The organism is Nonomuraea angiospora (genome assembly GCF_014873145.1).
GTDB lineage: Bacteria > Actinomycetota > Actinomycetes > Streptosporangiales > Streptosporangiaceae > Nonomuraea > Nonomuraea angiospora.
On the sequence record NZ_JADBEK010000001.1, the window covers coordinates 5,344,814 to 5,361,848 of the forward strand.

17 protein-coding genes are annotated in these 17,035 nt (G+C 69.9%); 12 read left to right on the forward strand and 5 right to left on the reverse strand.

Annotated elements, in window-relative coordinates:
- Nucleotides 1–270 precede the first annotated feature (270 nt).
- From H4W80_RS24130 to H4W80_RS24155, 6 genes are read left to right on the forward strand one after another with little or no spacing between them, the layout of a single operon-like run.
- Nucleotides 271–753, forward strand: a complete 483-nt coding sequence (locus tag H4W80_RS24130) for an NADH-quinone oxidoreductase subunit B family protein (RefSeq protein WP_192787176.1) — start codon at nucleotides 271–273, stop codon at nucleotides 751–753.
- Nucleotides 750–2,771, forward strand: a complete 2,022-nt coding sequence (locus tag H4W80_RS24135) for a proton-conducting transporter transmembrane domain-containing protein (RefSeq protein WP_192787177.1) — start codon at nucleotides 750–752, stop codon at nucleotides 2,769–2,771. Before H4W80_RS24130 ends, H4W80_RS24135 begins: the two co-directional genes overlap by 4 nt.
- Nucleotides 2,771–3,712, forward strand: a complete 942-nt coding sequence (locus H4W80_RS24140; RefSeq protein WP_192787178.1) for a respiratory chain complex I subunit 1 family protein — start codon at nucleotides 2,771–2,773, stop codon at nucleotides 3,710–3,712. The genes H4W80_RS24135 and H4W80_RS24140 overlap by 1 nt, the downstream gene beginning before the upstream one ends.
- 15 nt (nucleotides 3,713–3,727) lie before the next feature.
- The gene (locus tag H4W80_RS24145) at nucleotides 3,728–4,375 is read left to right on the forward strand and encodes a hypothetical protein (RefSeq protein ID WP_225963629.1); all 648 of its coding nucleotides are present in this window, start codon (nucleotides 3,728–3,730) and stop codon (nucleotides 4,373–4,375) included.
- The gene (locus H4W80_RS24150) at nucleotides 4,375–5,832 is read left to right on the forward strand and encodes a proton-conducting transporter transmembrane domain-containing protein (RefSeq protein WP_192787180.1); all 1,458 of its coding nucleotides are present in this window, start codon (nucleotides 4,375–4,377) and stop codon (nucleotides 5,830–5,832) included. The genes H4W80_RS24145 and H4W80_RS24150 overlap by 1 nt, the downstream gene beginning before the upstream one ends.
- Entirely contained in the window at nucleotides 5,829–7,295 is a 1,467-nt protein-coding gene (locus H4W80_RS24155) for a hydrogenase large subunit (protein WP_192787181.1), read from the forward strand. Before H4W80_RS24150 ends, H4W80_RS24155 begins: the two co-directional genes overlap by 4 nt.
- Before the next feature lie 75 nt (nucleotides 7,296–7,370).
- Here the strand turns inward: H4W80_RS24155 and H4W80_RS24160 are convergent, their stop codons facing one another.
- Complete coding sequence (locus tag H4W80_RS24160; RefSeq protein WP_192787182.1) at nucleotides 7,371–7,790, reverse strand: HIT family protein; 420 nt, start codon at nucleotides 7,788–7,790, stop codon at nucleotides 7,371–7,373.
- Nucleotides 7,791–7,941: 151 nt separating this feature from the next.
- On the opposite strand from H4W80_RS24160, the gene H4W80_RS24165 reads away from it, so the two are divergent.
- The 4 genes from H4W80_RS24165 to H4W80_RS24180 all read left to right on the forward strand — a co-directional run bounded on the left by H4W80_RS24165 (nucleotide 7,942) and on the right by H4W80_RS24180 (nucleotide 10,929).
- Nucleotides 7,942–8,652: a GNAT family N-acetyltransferase gene (locus H4W80_RS24165; RefSeq protein ID WP_192787183.1), complete on the forward strand. Its 711-nt coding sequence runs from the start codon at nucleotides 7,942–7,944 to the stop codon at nucleotides 8,650–8,652.
- Nucleotides 8,653–9,119: 467 nt separating this feature from the next.
- Complete coding sequence (locus H4W80_RS24170; protein WP_192787184.1) at nucleotides 9,120–10,037, forward strand: NADP-dependent oxidoreductase; 918 nt, start codon at nucleotides 9,120–9,122, stop codon at nucleotides 10,035–10,037.
- Between the two features lie 41 nt (nucleotides 10,038–10,078).
- Nucleotides 10,079–10,330 carry an alpha/beta hydrolase fold domain-containing protein gene (locus tag H4W80_RS24175; protein WP_225963630.1) on the forward strand — a complete coding sequence of 84 codons (252 nt, stop codon included), beginning with the start codon at nucleotides 10,079–10,081 and terminating at the stop codon, nucleotides 10,328–10,330.
- Between the two features lie 164 nt (nucleotides 10,331–10,494).
- On the forward strand, nucleotides 10,495–10,929 hold the full coding sequence (locus tag H4W80_RS24180; RefSeq protein WP_192787186.1) for a hypothetical protein: 435 nt from the start codon (nucleotides 10,495–10,497) through the stop codon (nucleotides 10,927–10,929).
- Nucleotides 10,930–11,021: 92 nt separating this feature from the next.
- On the opposite strand, the gene H4W80_RS24185 is transcribed toward H4W80_RS24180, so the two are convergent.
- Complete coding sequence (locus tag H4W80_RS24185; protein WP_192787187.1) at nucleotides 11,022–11,621, reverse strand: dihydrofolate reductase family protein; 600 nt, start codon at nucleotides 11,619–11,621, stop codon at nucleotides 11,022–11,024.
- Nucleotides 11,618–12,541 (reverse strand): metalloregulator ArsR/SmtB family transcription factor, encoded by a 924-nt coding sequence (locus H4W80_RS24190; RefSeq protein ID WP_192787188.1) that lies wholly within the window; start codon nucleotides 12,539–12,541, stop codon nucleotides 11,618–11,620. The genes H4W80_RS24185 and H4W80_RS24190 overlap by 4 nt, the downstream gene beginning before the upstream one ends.
- Before the next feature lie 627 nt (nucleotides 12,542–13,168).
- On the opposite strand from H4W80_RS24190, the gene H4W80_RS24195 reads away from it, so the two are divergent.
- The gene (locus H4W80_RS24195) at nucleotides 13,169–14,185 is read left to right on the forward strand and encodes a DUF6461 domain-containing protein (RefSeq protein WP_192787189.1); all 1,017 of its coding nucleotides are present in this window, start codon (nucleotides 13,169–13,171) and stop codon (nucleotides 14,183–14,185) included.
- A 93-nt stretch (nucleotides 14,186–14,278) separates the two neighbouring features.
- The gene (locus H4W80_RS24200; RefSeq protein ID WP_192787190.1) at nucleotides 14,279–14,884 is read left to right on the forward strand and encodes a DinB family protein; all 606 of its coding nucleotides are present in this window, start codon (nucleotides 14,279–14,281) and stop codon (nucleotides 14,882–14,884) included.
- A 583-nt stretch (nucleotides 14,885–15,467) separates the two neighbouring features.
- Here the strand turns inward: H4W80_RS24200 and H4W80_RS24205 are convergent.
- Nucleotides 15,468–15,881, reverse strand: coding sequence for a hypothetical protein (locus tag H4W80_RS24205; protein WP_192787191.1), 414 nt, complete (start codon nucleotides 15,879–15,881; stop codon nucleotides 15,468–15,470).
- On the reverse strand, nucleotides 15,878–17,035 hold the full coding sequence (locus H4W80_RS24210) for a hypothetical protein (protein WP_192787192.1): 1,158 nt from the start codon (nucleotides 17,033–17,035) through the stop codon (nucleotides 15,878–15,880). The genes H4W80_RS24205 and H4W80_RS24210 overlap by 4 nt, the downstream gene beginning before the upstream one ends.

Sequence of the window (17,035 nt, forward strand, 5' to 3'; positions counted from 1 at the left end):
ACAACAGCGTTCGCATTCTCGACATCAGCATGCGGCACCAAGAGCTGCCTGATCACAACCCCACCACAAGAGCGACGGATGAACGGTGACCCGGTGCAGTGAAACAGGACCGGAACCCCACCGACAGCGCGGCCTGGCAGCTGCTGCGCCAGGCGGTCACCGATCACAGTGAGCTACAGAACGAGTGGCGACAGTCACCGAATCGGCCCCAGCCCGCGAGATCTTCTGCTAATCGTCTGGTATTGGCCGGTGAGCGGTGGAGAGACAACGATGAGGTTGTGGCGGAAGATCGCGAAAACGGGCCGGGTGGCCGAACCCGCGCCACGGCGCGACGGCGGTGAGCCGTCGGCGAAGGCGGCGGAGCTGGCCGGATCGGTGCAGATCAGGCATGTGGACGCGGGTTCGTGCAACGGGTGTGAGGTGGAGATCGCCTCGGCGTTCGGCCCGGTCTACGACGCCGAGCGATACGGCGCACGGCTGGTGGCTTCGCCGCGGCACGCGGACGCCCTCCTCGTGACCGGGCCGGTGACCCGCAACATGGAGGTGGCGCTGCGCCGCACCCATGACGCGGTTGCTGAGCCGCGGCTGGTGATCGCGCTGGGTGACTGCGCACGCGACTGCGGAGCGTTCGCCGGGGCCTATGGGGTGGCCGGGGCGGTGAGCGACGTGGTGCCGGTGGATGTGGAGGTGCCGGGGTGCCCGCCGGAGCCTGAGGCGATCGTGGCGGCGTTGCGGGGGCTGACCGGGCGATGAACGTGGTCGGCACACTGTTCACGGTGGCGCTGTCCTGCTGCGCGGTGGCCGCTCTGGCCGCCTTGGTGGCGCCGCCGCGGGCGCGGCTGCATCTGGCGGGCTGGTGCACGGCGGCCGCGGGGGCCGCAGGAGCGGCGGCGGGTGTGGCGGCCGTTGTGGTTGCCGGCGCCGGTCAGCTCTGGTCGGCCTGGCTGCCGGAGCTGCTGCCGCTGGCCGGGGTGCGGCTGGCCCTCGACCCGCTGGGCGGGGTGTTCGTCGCGATCACCGGGGTGGTGACGGTGTGCGCGGCGATCTACGGGATCGGCTACTGCGCTCACGGCCTGGACGGGCGAGTGTTCCAGGCCGTGCTGCCGCTGTTCGTGGCGGCCATGCTGGTGGTGCCGGCCGCGGCCAGCGTGAGCACGTTCCTGCTGGCCTGGGAGCTGATGGCCACCTCATCGCTGGTGCTGCTGCTGGCCGAGCACCGGCGGCGGGCGGCGGTGGGGCGGGCCGGGTTGTGGTACGCGGTCATGACCCACCTCGGCCTGGTGACGATCCTGGCCGGGTTGGTCACGTTCGCCGCCGGGGCCGGTGGGGAGAGCTTCGAGCAGTTGCGCGCCGCCACGCTGCCACCGGCCGCCAAGACGGTGGCGTTCCTGGCGACGTTCGCCGGGTTCGCCTCCAAGGCCGGCATCGTTCCGCTGCATGTGTGGCTGCCGCGCGCGTACCCGGAAGCGCCGAGTCACGTGTCGGCGCTGATGAGCGCGGCGATGGTGAACATGGGTGCCTACGGCGTCGTCCGGGTCGGGCTGGATCTGCTGCACGTCGGCCCGGCCTGGTGGTGGCTGCTGGTGCTGGCGGCGGGCGCGGCGTCGGCGCTGTTCGGAATCTTGCAGGCGATCGTGACCTCGGATCTGAAGCGGCTGCTGGCCTACTCCTCGACGGAGAACCTGGGCCTGGTGCTGGTCGGGGTGGGCGCGGCGGGATTCTTCGCCGCGTCACACCTGTCCGTGGTGGCGGCATTGGCGCTGGCCGCGGCGCTGCTGCATGTGGTCAACCATGCCGCGTTCAAGACGGTGTTGTTCCTGTCGGCGGGCTCGGTGCTGCACGCCACGGGCACCCGCGACCTGGACGCGCTGGGCGGGCTGCGCACTCGGATGCCGTACACCACTGTCGTGTTCGCCGTCGGGGCGTTGTGTGCCTCGGCGCTGCCGCCCGGCAACGCTTTCGTCAGCGAGTGGCTGCTGTTGCAGAGCCTGATCCACGCCGTACCCGGTGCCGGGGTGGTGGGTGTGGTGACGATGCCGCTGGCCGTAGGGGTGATCGCGCTGTCGGCAGGGCTGGCGGTGGCCACCTTCGTCAAGGCGTTCGGCGTGGGCTTTCTGGCCCGGCCCCGCAGCGCGCAGGCCGAGCGGGCGAGCGAGAGCCCACTGGCCATGCTCGGTGCGACGGCGCTCGCCGCATCGGGCTGCGCGGCCCTGGCGCTGACGCCCACGCTGGTCGTACCCGCGCTCGGCGGGGCTGTCGGCGTGGTGTTCCCGGGACGGGAGGTGGTGAGCGGGGAGCTGGCGCTGAGGCTGGCGGGCGTCTCGGGGGTGATCTCGCCGCTGCTGATCGCCCTCGCCCTCATGGCAGCTGTCGTCGCGGTACTGGGTCTGGTACGGGTGATGGCGGCGCGGCGGGCCCGGCGAGCCGCCCGGCTGTGGGACTGCGGCGCCGGGCCGATGTCGGCCCGGATGGAGTACACCGCGACGTCGTTCGCCGAGCCGTTGCAGCGGGTCTTCGACAACGTGCTGGCCCCCGAAAGCGATGTGGCCGTCACCCCGGTGAAGGAGTCGGCCTACTTGGTGGAACGCGTGCGCTTTCAGGCGCGGGTGCCGGACCGGATCGAGCACCGGCTCTACGATCCGCTGATCGCCGCCGTGACTGTGCTCGGGCTCGGTGCCCGCAAGCTCGCGACCGGCAGCGTGCACCGCTATCTCGGCTACGGGTTCTGGGCGCTGACCGGAGCGCTGATCGTCCTGGTGGTGCTGTGGTGATGAGCGTGGTCGGGGCGACGTTGCAGGTGGTCTTCGTCGGGGTCGGCGCCCCGCTGCTGGTGGGGGTGATGCGGCAGGCCCGCGCCCGGCTTGAGGGACGCGCTGGGGCCGGCATCCGGCAGCCCTGGCGAGATCTGCGCAAGCTGATGCGCAAACAGGCGATCACGCCGCACGGCACCGGCTGGGTGTTCCGCGCCGCGCCACTGCTGTTGGCCGGCACCACGCTGGTGGTCGCCGCGGTGGTGCCGCTGGTGACCACGGACTCGCCGCTGGACGGTGTCGCCGACCTGTTCGCGGTGACCGCGCTGCTCGCCTTGGGGTCGGTGGCGCTGGCACTCGGCGCGCTGGACACCGGCACGGCGTTCGGCGGGATGGGCGCCAGCCGGGAGATGACCGTGCTGGCGCTGGTGGAGCCGACGATACTGGTGTCGACCTTCGCGCTGTCGATCAAGGCCGGCTCCACCAGTCTGGGCGCGATCGTCACCGCGACAGCGGACAACCCGCTGTCGGTGATCTCTCCGGTGAGCGTACTGGCCGCGATCGCCCTGGCGATCGTCACGATCGCCGAGACCGGGCGGATCCCGCTGGACAACCCGTCCACGCATCTGGAACTGACGATGATCCATGAGGCGATGGTGCTGGAGTACGCCGGTCCGGACCTGGCGCTGGTCGAGTGGGCCTCAGCCATGCGGTTGTCGGTGCTGCTGGGTCTGCTGGCCGGCCTGTTCTTCCCGCTGGGGATCGCAGGCGCGGACGCGGGGCCGCTCGCGCTGGCGGTGGCGTCGATCGCGCTCGTGCTGAAGGTGGGGGTGCTGGGAGTGGTCTTGGCGGTCGGTGAGGTGTTCATGGCCAAGTTGCGATTGTTCCGCGTTCCTGAGCTGCTGGCCGGTTCGTTCCTGTTGGCGCTGCTGGCCGTGGCCGCTTCCTTCTTCCTGGCGTGACATATGACTGACGCGATGTACATCCAGCTTCTGGATCTGGCCTGCGGGGCGTTCCTGCTGACGGGCGTGCTGGTGCTGTGGCGGCGCGAGTTGTCGGCGATCGTGTGGTTGTTCGCCCTGCAAGGGGTGGCTCTGACCGCGCTGGTCGTGATCCTGGGCGTCCGGCAGGACAGTCCCGAACTGATCATGATCGGTGTCGGTGTGGGCGCGTTGCGGGCCGGGCTGCTGCCGTACCTGATGCGCCGCGCGCTGGTGGCCGGCGGTGCGGGCCGCGAGACGCAGCCGCTGGTCAACGTGGCGACCTCGCTGCTGGTGGCGGCGGCGCTGGCGATGCTGGCCTACGCGCTGTCCCAGCCGCTGGTACGGCTGTCGCCCACCCCGGCCACACAGACCGTGCCGATCGCGCTGACCGTGCTGCTGATCGGGTTCTTCGTCCTGGTGACCCGGCGGCGGGCGCTGTCGCAGCTGGTCGGGTTCCTGCTGATGGACAACGCCATCACCGCCACCGCCTTCCTGACCACCAGCGGCGTTCCGCTCGTGGTCGAACTCGGGATCTCCCTGGACGTCCTGCTGGCCGTCCTGGTGCTGCAGGTGCTGACCACCTGGATGTGCGCCGCGTTCGGCGGCACCGACCTCGACGAGCTACGGGAGTTGCACGACTGATGGACAGCCTGCTGGTGATCGCTCCAGTCGCGGTGCCGGTGGCCGCCGCGTGCCTGTACGCCGTGCTCGGTTGGAACCGGATCACCGCCTGGCTGGGCACGCTGTCCGCGGCCGGGCTGCTGGCCTGCGCCATCGCCTTGAGCACGGCAGGCAGGCACGACGCTCTGGGCGGGCTGCTGGTCAGTGACGCGCTCAGCGCCTTCATGCTGCTCGTGATCGGCGCGGTCGCGCTGCTGGCGATGGCCGCCAGCCCCGCCTACCTGGTGACCGAGCTCGCCGCCGGGCACACCGGCCCGCGCGCGATGCGCCGCTACGGGGTGCTGACCCAGGCTTTCATCGCCACGATGGCGCTGGCCGTCCTGGCCTCCAGCCTGGGCCTGCTGCTGGTCGCCATCGAGGCCACCACCATCCTGACCGCCCTCCTGGTCGGACACCGGCGCACCCGCCAGGCCACCGAGGCCGCGTGGAAATACGTGGTCATCTGCTCGGTCGGCATCGCGCTCGCGCTGCTCGGCATCGTCATCGCCTACTACGCCGGCACCCACGCCGGCGTGGCCTCCCTCGACTGGGCGGTGCTGGCCGAGCACGCCGGCCGGCTGGATCCCGGGGTGATGCGTGTCGCGGTCATGCTGCTCGTGCTCGGGTTCGGTGCCAAAGCCGGGCTGGCGCCGATGCACGCCTGGCTGCCCGACGCGCACAGCCAGGCCCCGGCCCCGGTGTCGGCGCTGATGTCAGGGGCACTGCTGTCGGTGGCGTTCTACGCCATCCTGCGCGTCAAGGTCATCGCCGACGCGGCGCTCGGCGCCGGCTTCACCCGGGCACTGCTCCTCATCGTGGCACTGGCCTCCCTGACGGTGGCCGCGCTGCTGCTGATCGGCCAGCGAGACTACAAGCGGCTCCTGGCCTATTCCAGCATCGAGCACATGGGCCTGCTCGCTCTCGGCGCGGCCATCGGCAACAGCCTCGCCCTGGTCGCGGTCCTGCTGCACATTCTCGGGCACGGGCTCGGCAAGTCGGTGTTGTTCCTGTCCGCCGGGCAGCTACACCAGGCACTCGGCAGCAGCCGGATCCACGCCACCGGCGGTCTTTTGGCCAGGGCGCCCCTGCTCGCCGGAGTGTTCGCGCTCGGGTTGCTGGCCTTGCTCGGCCTGCCTCCGTTCAGCCTGTTCGCCAGCGAACTGGGCATCGCGCGGGCTGGCTTCGACGCCGGGCTGGGCTGGGCTGTAACGGCAGCGCTGGTACTGATGCTCCTCATCGTCGCCGCCATCGGGCGCCACACCCGGCGGATGCTGCTGGGCGGAGAGCCAGGCGAGGCCGGCAGCCTGAGCGTGCTGCCGCGCACCGTGGCCGCCCCTCTGGTCGCGGGCCTGGCCGCCTGCGCCGTCCTGGGCATCACCCTCGGGCCGCTGCAACCCTTGCTGCAGGCCGCCGCCGCCATCGCCGGAGCAACGCCATGAGCATCCGCACTGTCGCCGACATCAGCCCCGGCGAGCTACTCGAGCACGCCACCCGGCTGCTCACCGCCGGCCACCGGCTGGCGCTGGTCTCCGCGCGCCAGGAGACGGCCGGGTTCGCTCTGGTGTACCTGTTCGTCGCCGGCAGCCAGGATCGCCGTACCGAGCTGCGCCTCCGTCTTCAGGGCGATCAGCCGGAGGTGCCCAGCCTCGCCCAGCAGTCCTTCCCCGCAGGCCGGTTCGAGCGGGAGATCCACGACCTGTACGGGATCACCCCACTCGGCCACCCACTCCTCAGGCGGCTCGTGCGCCACCACCACTGGCCACGCGGCTGGTACCCGATGCGCGCCGACGCCGGGCCGCCGCCCTCCTTCGGCGACCCCGAGGGCCCCTACCCGTTCGTCACCGTGGAGGGCCAGGGCGTCTATGAGATCCCCGTCGGGCCTGTCCACGCCGGACTCATCGAACCGGGGCATTTCCGCTTCTCCGTGGTCGGCGAGACCATCATCAAGCTCAAGGCCCGGCTCTGGTTCGTGCACAAGGGCATCGAGAAGCTCTTCGAAGGCCGCCGGCCCGCCGACGGGCTGGAGTTGGCCGAACGCGTCAGCGGCGACACCTGCGTCGGTCACGCCCTGGCCTACTGCCTGGCCGTGGAGGAAGCCACCCAGACCCCCGTGACCGCGCGGGCGCAGCGGGACCGGGCCGTGCTGCTGGAGCTGGAACGCCTCTACAACCACGTCACCGACCTGGGCGCGCTCTGCAACGACGTGGCCTTCGCCATCCTGCACGCACACGCGGGGCGCATCCGTGAACAGCTCCTGCGCCTCAACGCCGAGGTCACTGGGCACCGGCTGCTGCGTGGCGGCGTCCGCCTCGGCGGCGCCGATCTGAAGACCCTGCCCGATCCCGGGCGGCTGCACGCCATCGGCGCCGACATGGCCGAGATCATCGAACTCGCCCTGCGGCACACTGTCGTCGCCGACCGCTTCGCAGGCACCGCCGTCCTGTCCTGTGACGCCGCCCGCGACCTCGGCACGCTCGGCTACGTGGCCCGCGCCAGCGGCCTCGATCTCGATGCCCGCCGCGACCATCCGTTCACCGGCCTCGGCGATTTCACCCCCGCCCGCCGCACCACCGGGGACGTGCTGGCCCGCTTCCAGATCCGGGCCGAGGAGATCGCCGCGTCCATCGCGCTGATCACGCACCTGGTCGACGGGCCCATCGCGGCGGACGCGTCCGCGGGCGAGGGATCTTCCTCAGGCGTGGGCCTCGTCGAGGGATGGCGCGGCACGATCGCCCATCGCATCGAGCTCGCCCCTGACGACACCCTCGCCCGCGTGAAGATCGTCGATCCGTCCTTCTTCAACTGGCCCGCTCTTCCAGTGGCGCTCAACAGCGCGATCGTCCCCGACTTTCCCCTGGTGAACAAGAGCTTCAACCTGTCCTACGCCGGCAACGACCTCTGACAGCACGCCGCGACCTGACCGACCTCAACGACAACGTGGGCAAACCACGCGGACGACGCCCGGAATGACGTCGTTTCAGGACGCCGCGGCGGTTCTGATGTGATCGGCCAGTGGCGACAGCGACGACAACGGCAGTTCCCGATGTGTCCATGCCTGCGTGAGATCCTCGGGGGTGTAGCGGGGAAGCAGGTGAAGGTGGAAGTGGAACACGGTCTGCCAGGCCATAGGGCCGGTGGCGTGCCAGATGTTCATTCCGCCCGGTTCCAGCGCACGCCGCAGGAGGGCTGCGGTGTGCACAGCACCCCGCATCAGCAGGCCCGCGCGGTCCGGGTCGATGTCGGTCAGGTCGCGACAGTGCTCGCGGGGGACGACCAGGGTGTGACCTCGAGTCGCCTGCGAGATGTCAAGGAAGGCGACCACGTGCTCGTCGGAGTAGACGATCTCCGCGGGGATCTCCCCAGCAACGATGCCGCAGAATGTACAGGTTTCGGCCATGGCCGCCCTTCCTCCACTTGATCGAAGCAAGCGTAGCGACGCTGGATCAGGCGCATGAGACAGCGGCCCGGGCGAACGCGGCGATGACCATGCGGCATGCTGACCTCGCACGACTCCCCCATGCATGACACGACACGAGAGGCACAGCACGATGGTGAACCGCGACGGCCAGGCCGCTGCACTCGACGACCCGGTGGGTGAATCACTGCGCGGTCACCACGCACACCTCGCCCGCCGGCTTGGACGGGCTACCACCTACCTGCCGGAAGTGGCGACCTTCTCCGCGGTAACCGCCGACCCGGGCCCGCAGGAGTGGGCCGACCTCGCCCAGCTGCTGGGGCGAGGCGAGTTCGCCGACATGTTCAGCTGCGCCGCCACACCGCCGTCGGACTGGCAACCGGTCTTCGTCCTCGAAGGCCGCCAGATGATCTGGCCCGGCGGCAGCCGGCTCGATCGCTCACATGGCGAGAGCGTCACCGGTGTGGTCGAGCTGGGCGCGGACAGCGTGCCCGAGATGCTCGACCTCGTCGCGCGGGCCCAGCCGGGACCGTTCTGGCCGCGCACCCACGAGCTCGGCGCCTATCTCGGCATCCACGACAACGGCACGCTGGTGGCGATGGCCGGCGAACGACTCCGACCACCGGGATGGACCGAGATCAGCGCCGTCTGCACCGCTCCCGAGGCACGCGGGCGAGGCCATGCCGCCCGCCTGATCACTGCGCTCGTCGCGCGTATCTCCGCTCGCGACGAACGTCCCTTCCTGCACGTGGTCGAGGCCAACACCGACGCGATCGCCCTCTACGAGCGGCTCGGCTTCGAAACCCGCAAGCACGTGACCTTCCGGGGATTCCGCACACCGTGACCGCCTGCGCCGAGCCTGGCCTTCCAGCGACTTCTCGCGGATGTACGCGCGCTCGGACTCGGCCATCCCGGCGAAACGCCGCCCATGTCCGGCAGGGCTGTCACCACCGAGGAGCCCGTCGCTACCGCGGACGACGTGAGCACGAACATCGGCCGCACTCGTGACCAAGCCGATTTCCGCGTCCCCGGCTCTCTGATCGAGGAGGCCGGCTAAGCGGGGTACTGCCGCCAAGTCGGCCCGGCCCGGCGAGGCGCCGGATCGACACCGGCGGTTTGCGGGATCTCCCACACCGTGGAGGCCGCGATCTCATAGCCCAGGCCGGGCCAGCTCGCCCTGGAGCTGGCCGGCGGGTGCCGGGCCGTCACAGGCGCCGTCTGTCGGTGGAGGTCCACTTGTGTCCGGGTACGACCTCGCTCGGGAGATGACGTCATACGCGGACACGTGTAGTGGAGACAGGAAGATTCCGGATGAAGGCGATTGTGGTGACGGACCAGGCCGCAGGAACGGCCGGGATGACACTGGCGGAACGGCCCGAGCCGCAGGCGGCGCTGAACGACGTCGTCGTTCAGGTTCATGCGTCGGGATTCGTCCCGACTGAGATGGCGTGGCCCTCGACCTGGACCGATCGCCTCGGCCGTGACCGAACACCGTCGATCCCTGGACACGAGCTGGCCGGAGTGGTCACCGCCCTCGGCTATGGCACGACGGGGCTGTCGGTGGGACAGCGGGTGTTCGGCCTCACGGACTGGACCCGCGACGGCACCCTGGCGGAGTATGTGGCCGTCGAGGCACGCAACCTCGCACCGCTGCCCGGCGACGTCGACTTCACGGTGGGCGCGAGCCTGCCGATCTCGGGACTGACCGCGTGGCAGGGACTGTTCGAGCACGGCCGTCTTCAGGCAGGGCAGAGCGTCCTCGTGCACGGCGCGGCCGGCGCAGTCGGGTCGACGGTGACGCAACTCGCACGAGAGGCCGGCGCCTACGTCATCGGCACCGGACGCGCCGCCGACCGTCAAAAAGCGCTCGACTTCGGCGGGCAGGAGTTCGTCGATCTTGAGAACGACGCGCTGGAAGACGTCGGCGACGTCGATCTGGTTTTCGATGTCATCGGCGGCGACATCGGGCGGCGGTCCGCAGGCCTGATTCGGGCCGGAGGCACACTGGTGTCCGTCGTCGGGCCGCCCGAGGCGCGGCCCGCCGACGGCCTGGCGATCGACTTCGTTGTCGAGCCCGATCGCGCCCAACTGAGTGAGATCGTCCAGCGGGTCCGGGACGGACGACTGCGGACGAACATCGGCAACGTCGCGACCCTCGACGATGCCGTCGCCGCCCTCAACCCGACCGAGCGACGCAAGGGGAAGACGGTCATCCGCGTTCGTCCGTGAGGACTCCAGGACACGATCATCGGGCGGCAGGTCGGCGCAACTTGGAGGCCACCGCCGCCCCGGCCCGCCTCGAGAACGCGACCGACCTGCCGCCGGCCTACATCGAAATCGGGCAGATCGACGCCTTCCGCGACGAAGCCAGCGCCTACGCCATCACGCTCAGCCGCGCCGGCGTCCCGGTCGAGTTCCACCTCCACCCCGGAGTCCCGCACGGATTCGACTCCATCGCCTTCAACGCGGATGTTTCCCGGCGCGCGATGGCCGATCGTGTCCGCGTCCTGAAGCCGATCTGAACCCTTCGGATCGCCGCGGTGGTGCCCACCGAGGCGGCTCGTACGCGCGGCCAGCTGCAGGGCAGCGTCGCGCAGTCGGCCACTGAGGCTGAGCAGACCCGGCGCGCCTACGAACGGCTGCACCGGGCGGCCGATGCTGTGCTGGACGCCGATGAAGTGCTGTGGTGCGCGCCTACCTGCGGTTGTGGGACCTACTGCAGCGGATGGACGGCGCTTTCGAGGACGCCCTGGCCACCGAGCGCGATCGGCGCGACCCCACTGACGGCCACGACGGCCAGGACGGCGATGAGGGGTGGGCGAGCGACGATGCCGCCTACCGCGGCGACCCCTACCTGGGCGAGCTGCGCCAGGAGGAGCGGAATCGCGTCGACTTCGAACGGCAGATCGACCACGAGGTGGAACAGCGCGTCCAAGACGACGTCCGCTACCCCGGCCGGGGCGAGGTACTGGACCGGCACGCCTGGACCCGCCGTATCGACCACCTCGCCGAACGCCGACGTCACCGGCTACCTCGCCCGCCTGATCCCCGAGCCCCGCACGACCCGCTCGACGGCGTGGACACCAGCCACATCCGGCCGACCATCATCGTTGACGTGTAGAACTCCGCTAGCGCCGGCCCTCGGGGTGCGGACGAACGGGATCTGGCTCACCTCGTCGCTGAGAGTTTTACGGGCTGCGCTGACCTGCCCGCTCAGCGGACTCGGTCGTAGACCATGGCGAGTTCGCCCAGCTCGCCGGTCTCCTGGCGGGTGAGCGTCCATTTCGTAGCCGGCAGACCGTCGTCGAACAGTCGTTGCCCGCCTCCGGCGATCTCGGGGAAGATCATGAGGTAGAGCCGATCGAGCAGGTCCGCCGACAGGAGCGGCTTGATGATGCTGGCGCTGCTGTTGACGAGGATGTCGCCTTCACCGCTGGACTTGAGCTCGGTGACGACATCCGCGGCGGGGGCGTTCACCACGCGGGCGCGTTCCCACGGCACGTCGGTCAGGGTGGTCGACAAGACCACCTTTTCCGTGTCGACCAGCCACTTGGCGTATCCGCGGTCGCGCGGATCGGCGTTGTCGTCTTCGGCGACCGACGGCCAGTAACCCAGGAATCCCTCGGCGTTGATCCGGCCGAGCAGCGCCGTCGTCGCGTGCTCCCACATGCGGGTCATGTGGTTGCGGGCGACGTCGCTGGTTACGTACGGGGCGAACGCGGCGAAATCGCCGGGCCCGCCGGGACCGTTGTAGCGCCCGTCGAGGGTGAGGCTCAGGTTCGCGGTCACCCTGCGGCCGGTCGTGTTCGTCATTTCGTGCTCCTGGTGTCGGTCTTGTGCGTGTCGGTCTTGTGCGTGTCGGTCTTGTACGTGTCGGTCTTGTACGTGTCGGTCTTGTACGTGTCGGTCTTGTACGTGGTGAGGGTCGCCGCGAGCTTGTCGAGGGTCTGGCCGTAGCCGATCTCGATGCCCGCGATGAAGTCCGCGGAGTCGACGGTGCTGTCGGTGATCCGGACCTGAACGTCGAGGTCGGTGCCGGTGTCGGTGGGCCGCAGGTCGAAGGCGACGTGGGCGGTGAAGGCGATGTCGCCGCTGGGAAGCATCGGGGAGGAGCGGTAGGCGAGGCGCTCGCCGGGGCGTACGTCGTCGACGACTCCCTGCGCGCGCCCGGCGACCAGGTCGGAGCCGTCGGCGTCCTCGGCGTCGCGGTATTCCAGGACGATCCGTCCGCCCGGTCGCGCCTCGAAGACGAGCTCGGAGACCCGCAGGTCGTCGGGCGTCCACCAGCGGGCGAGCAGGGGCGTTTCGGTGAGGTGGCGCCAGATCAGCTCGGGGCGCTGCGTCAGCGACCGCAGGAACCTGAACGAGCGGCCGTCGGCCCACCCCGGCTCCTGCGCGGCGAGTCGCTCTGCCTGGAGGCTGAGCCCGTACCGGTCGTAGGTCTCGCGCGGGCCGTCGGCCTGCTCTGCGGTGTCGGCGAGCCGGCTGAGCGCCGCTGCCAGGTGGCGCAGCGGAGCGGAGCGGAGCGCGTAGACGCGGCGCTGGCCGGTGCGCTGGGAGGCGACGACGCCGGCGCGCTCGAGAGTCTGCAGGTGCTTGGTCGTCTGCGGCTGGCGCGCCTCGGCGAGCTGGGCGAGGACGCCGACCGAGCGGGGCCGCTCGGCCAGCAGGGTCACGAGCCGCCATCGGGCCGGGTCGGCCAGTGCGATGAGAAGTGCGTCCGCTGTCTCCATGAGCAGAAGTATTCTCCATAACGAATATTCGTGTCAAGGAATAACTTGGGATTGAGGCGACCTGGAATCGACCAGGCAGGGCGCAACCCGCGACCTTCCGCCCTCCATGACGGCGCAGAATCCAAGTCCTGTCTGGTCAGCGCTCCTGCGCGGCACCGCCGGATACGTCGCCGAGCTGGGCTGCTATCGACTCACCGCCGTGGGCTTCCAACCGACCACATGCTGAGCGAACGGCGATGGCCGACGCCGGCGGACGCGGCCGCCGGAGCCGCCCACACCCACGCGAGGCACGACACCACGGAGATGTCGACGATGATCGCCGTCATCTAGGCGACCGTGTGACGCAGGGCTTCTTTCTCCTGCTCCGCCAGATCCAGCCGCGCCACCCGTGCCGTCCTGGGGGAACACCCGCCGCGGCGCCGGCGACTCCCCTGCTCATCTGCGACCTGCACGCGGCTCTGCGGCGGCGCGATGTCCAGGCGGTCGGCGCCGACAAGTGAGGCAACCCGCGGGCCCGCCTGATCGAGGAACGGCTGTGGGTGCGGGAGCGGGAGGCAGGAGAATGTGTCACCCGTGATCACTAGCATGGGCTTTCGCTCGCGATCACCGGACGCCGAGGAGCGTGTCATGGCCTTCGACAGGATCGGCTACTGGACGTGGACCGACATGGAGGAGGTCGGGCGGTGGCTGTCGACCGGCATCGATCCCAGTGCGCAGGCGGCGGTGGCTTGGGGCGTGCCGCTGATCGCGGCGTCCGGGCGCGGTTCCAAGGAGGTCGTGGCCGCGCTGGCTGCTCAGGCCAGTGACGTGAACGTACGCGGGGAAGACGGCCGCACCCCGCTGTGGGAGGCGGTGTGGGCGGACAACGGCGGCGCGATCGAGGCGCTCCTGGCAGCCGGGGCCGACCCGTGGATTGAGGTGATGTGCGGGTGGTCGGCCGGACGGCTGGCGCTGGCCGGGCCGCGGGCGCCGTTGTTCGCCGGTCTTCCTGGAGCCGTTCCGCTGGAGGATGAGCATCGAGCCGCCGTCCAGCGGGCCCGTGAGCGCAAGGCACTTCTCAGCGCTGCGGCCGACCTGGGCGGGGAGTGGGCGGTGGGGATGGGCCTGACGCTGGTCACGGGAATCACCGCCGATGAGGCGATACGGCGACTGGGGGCCGACCCCGCGCGGTTCCCTCCGCACCCTCCTCGCCCGGCGCCGTGGCAGCCCGAGGACGAGGAGTACCCCGAGGACCTTTACGACGCCGGGTTGCGATACGTCGCCGTCACCGAGATCACGGGCGGATGCGCCCTGGTGCAGCCGGAAGGCTTCGCCGTCACTCTGAACGAGACGGTGAATCCCCTGTCGGCGGGCACCCGGTGCCTGACGGTCTACTTCAACGCCAAGAGCGGCACGCAGAGCGGCTACGTCGTCGACGGCGAATGGGGCGAGCGCGATCCGGTCGACAGCGACGCGCACCCTGCCGAGGGCCCAGCGCGGACGCTGGACCGTTTCCTCTACTCCTGGGCCCAGAGTAGGGAAGACCCGATCTCAGCCGAGATCGGACACGCGTTCACGCTGCTGGGCCTGGATCCCGGCGACGGCACGTGCGTGAAGGGACCGTGGTCCAGGTGGGTCGAGATTCCCGGGTGGAGCCGATTCTGACCCGTCGCCGCACGGCCTCCACGCGGCGATCCCGCGCAGCTCGCCGCACGGCGATATCCCCTCTTCATGGCCTACGCTGACACAATGGCCGATATGACCGGATGGGACCCGAAAGCGGACCTCCATCGTTACCTCAAGACCGCCCGCGAGTCCCTCCTGTGGAAACTCGACGGCCTGTCCGAGTACGACATCCGCCGCCCCCATACCCCGACCGGCACCAACCTCCTTGGCCTGGTCAAACACCTGGCCAGCGTCGAGTTCGGCTACTTCGGCGACACTTTCGGCCGCTCGTCCGGCGAGCCGATGCCCTGGTTCGAGGATGACGCCGAGCCGAACGCCGACATGTGGGCGACCCCGGACGAGTCCCGCGAGCAGATGATCGCCCTCTACCACCGCGCCTGGGCCCACGCGGACGCCACGATCGAGGAGCTGTCCCTGGACGCGACCGGCCACGTCGCCTGGTGGCCGGCCGACAGCAACACGGTCTCCCTGCACCGCATCCTCGTCCACGTGATCGCCGAAACCAACCGCCACGCCGGGCACGCCGACATCGTCCGCGAGCTGATCGACGGCGCCGCCGGCCGCCACAGCCACGACCGCCTGCCGAACGCCGCTGATGACTCATGGTGGACGGACTACCGCGAACGCCTCGAACAAGCCGCCCGGAAAGCCGCCGAGAACCAGCCGCAAGGCGCATGACAGCGGCCGAGCGCAAAGACCAGCTCTCACACTGCCGCGCGACACGGTAAGCGAGCAGGACACAACGAACGGCCGCGATCCTCGCGGTGAGGTCTTCGGCGAGCACTCAAGCTTTGGCCGCCTGGCAAGCGAGCCACCGCTCCCGGGTGATCGCGTACTCGACTTCACCAAGATCGCTGCCAGGGATCGGCTCCTGCGAGTGCCGTTGACGCGACTGTCACCGCCGTGTCGCCGCCGGCTACGGGAAGGCCGGCTACCGATCACGGGACGGCGGGCCCAGAGCCCATCGATGCAGGTCAGAACCATTTCCGTTGAATTTTCCGGGATTGCTACTGGGACCCCAAATCGGCGCGAGTGACTGCTGCCAGGAGCAAACCGGGGTACAGCTTTTCGCACACGGTGAGCGACAGCAGCGCGCGGCGGCGGTGCATACCGGCGTCGGTGACAAGCCCGCCGTCGCTGTCAGCGACCGCCAATACCCCTCTTGGTTCAGCCTCCCCGCTACGAGGGGAAGCCCACATGCGCTGCCAGAAGCTCTGGGCGGTGGGGTGCTGGGGGCTGGTGGTCGCGAGACCAGAGATCGCTAGTCGAACTGGTAGCACCAGCTGGTCAGGTACGCAAACCGCAGGTCGATAACGGTGTCCAGTCCTTCCATCTCCGAGACGTTCAGGTGGGCGAGCCGGCGGAAGGATTCGGCGTCCTTCTTCAGCTTCGACCCGTCCCTGGTCAGGTACTCGAGGAACGTGTCCATCTCCGGCGTGACCTCCTTGCCGGCTCTCCAGCCGACCCAGGTCTGCCGGAAGAGATCGCACAGGACGCTCATGTAGTCGTCTGGCGTGGCCACCGGTTTGGCCGCCTGGAAGGGCGAGGGGGTGAACGAAGGGGGCGGCGCGAGGGGCGGGGCCGTCTCGTCGTCCGCCCAGCCGGCGATGAGCCTGGTGAGGAGGAGGATCACGAAGAGGCCCGTCACCGCGAACCTGCCCCGCAGTACGTTCATCCGTCCGCCTCCATGAGCCTGGCGATGGTCGGCCTCAAAGACTCGCCCGCGGCGCTCGCCTCCGTGACGAGGTTGGACACCAGGTCGGGCGGGGAGTCGCGCCACCCGTCGCAGGATCTGCCGATCGCGTCGAACTTCGCCAGCGCCCGCTGCCAGTCGGCCTGGGCCCGTTGATCGGGGATGGGGATGAACCGCTGGGCGCGGTCCGCACGGGCGGCGAGCGACTTGCACGCCTTGTACGCGGCGTTCGTCACGGCCGTGTTCTGCCGGTAGATTCCGGCGATCTCTCCCGCCGGGGTCTTGTCATCGATGAAGGGAATCTCCAAAGTGTCGATGCCGATGTCCAGCGCCGCCATCACCTCCGCGTTGAGGTCCCGGATGAGGTCAAGGCCGCCTGCCTGGCCCCAGGCGTACACCCGGGCTTGCGTTCTGCCCGTGGTCTCGTACGACCCCGACCCCGCCGCCGGCTCTTCGAAATCGATGGCGGAACACCCGTAGCCCACCGACGCGATGGCGACGACCGCCGCCGTCAGGCCGACCAGCGGGAGCCAGACGCGCGAGGTTCGCGGGGCGGGCGGCGTTCCAGGTTTTCGATGAAAAGCCGTGGTCAGGACGGTGCCAGCGCATATGACCGGAATCCCGAAGGCCAGTACGTGGCCGCCGATGATGGACAGGATGTCGGTGACGAGGGCATGGCCTTCCGGGATCATGACCGCGCATCCCTTGGTCACCACCCGCAGGAAACCGGTGCAGCCGTCGGCGATCATGAGGGCGTACAGCGCGGCGAACCCGAAGAGCATGGACACCCCGCCGGCGACCACGGCTACCGGCGCCGAGGGACGGGGAAACCACAGCGCCACCCCGGCCGCGACCAGTAGCGCCGAAAGGATGACGGCGGCCTCCATCCAGCCGAGATAGGCGTGGTAGGTGAAGCCGTTCAAATGCTCGATCGGATACGTGGCCCGCACGTATCGGGTCACGGCGACGCCGAGAAGCGCGGTGAAAACGCTCCCGAGGGCGAGCGCGCGGAGCCGTACGGGACCGGCCGCCGAGCGCCACACGGCCACGGCCGCAAGGATCCACAACAGGCCCGCGGCGACCAGCGGGAACGGCCGCAATTGCAGCAGCGTGGACAGCGGATACCAATAAAGCAT

What these genes read in the sequence shown, in the direction of transcription:
- H4W80_RS24185 (WP_192787187.1), bottom strand. Translation starts at nt 11,621, where the DNA reads ATGACGAACACGACCGGCCGCAGGGTGACCGCGAACCTGAGCCTCACC.
- H4W80_RS24205 (WP_192787191.1), bottom strand. Translation starts at nt 15,881, where the DNA reads ATGAACGTACTGCGGGGCAGGTTCGCGGTGACGGGCCTCTTCGTGATC.
- H4W80_RS24190 (WP_192787188.1), bottom strand. Translation starts at nt 12,541, where the DNA reads ATGGAGACAGCGGACGCACTTCTCATCGCACTGGCCGACCCGGCCCGA.
- H4W80_RS24210 (WP_192787192.1), bottom strand. Translation starts at nt 17,035, where the DNA reads ATGCTTTATTGGTATCCGCTGTCCACGCTGCTGCAATTGCGGCCGTTC.
- H4W80_RS24200 (WP_192787190.1), top strand. Translation starts at nt 14,279, where the DNA reads ATGACCGGATGGGACCCGAAAGCGGACCTCCATCGTTACCTCAAGACC.
- H4W80_RS24195 (WP_192787189.1), top strand. Translation starts at nt 13,169, where the DNA reads ATGGCCTTCGACAGGATCGGCTACTGGACGTGGACCGACATGGAGGAG.
- H4W80_RS24165 (WP_192787183.1), top strand. Translation starts at nt 7,942, where the DNA reads ATGGTGAACCGCGACGGCCAGGCCGCTGCACTCGACGACCCGGTGGGT.
- H4W80_RS24140 (WP_192787178.1), top strand. Translation starts at nt 2,771, where the DNA reads ATGAGCGTGGTCGGGGCGACGTTGCAGGTGGTCTTCGTCGGGGTCGGC.
- H4W80_RS24130 (WP_192787176.1), top strand. Translation starts at nt 271, where the DNA reads ATGAGGTTGTGGCGGAAGATCGCGAAAACGGGCCGGGTGGCCGAACCC.
- H4W80_RS24135 (WP_192787177.1), top strand. Translation starts at nt 750, where the DNA reads ATGAACGTGGTCGGCACACTGTTCACGGTGGCGCTGTCCTGCTGCGCG.
- H4W80_RS24170 (WP_192787184.1), top strand. Translation starts at nt 9,120, where the DNA reads ATGAAGGCGATTGTGGTGACGGACCAGGCCGCAGGAACGGCCGGGATG.
- H4W80_RS24160 (WP_192787182.1), bottom strand. Translation starts at nt 7,790, where the DNA reads ATGGCCGAAACCTGTACATTCTGCGGCATCGTTGCTGGGGAGATCCCC.
- H4W80_RS24155 (WP_192787181.1), top strand. Translation starts at nt 5,829, where the DNA reads ATGAGCATCCGCACTGTCGCCGACATCAGCCCCGGCGAGCTACTCGAG.
- H4W80_RS24150 (WP_192787180.1), top strand. Translation starts at nt 4,375, where the DNA reads ATGGACAGCCTGCTGGTGATCGCTCCAGTCGCGGTGCCGGTGGCCGCC.
- H4W80_RS24145 (WP_225963629.1), top strand. Translation starts at nt 3,728, where the DNA reads ATGTACATCCAGCTTCTGGATCTGGCCTGCGGGGCGTTCCTGCTGACG.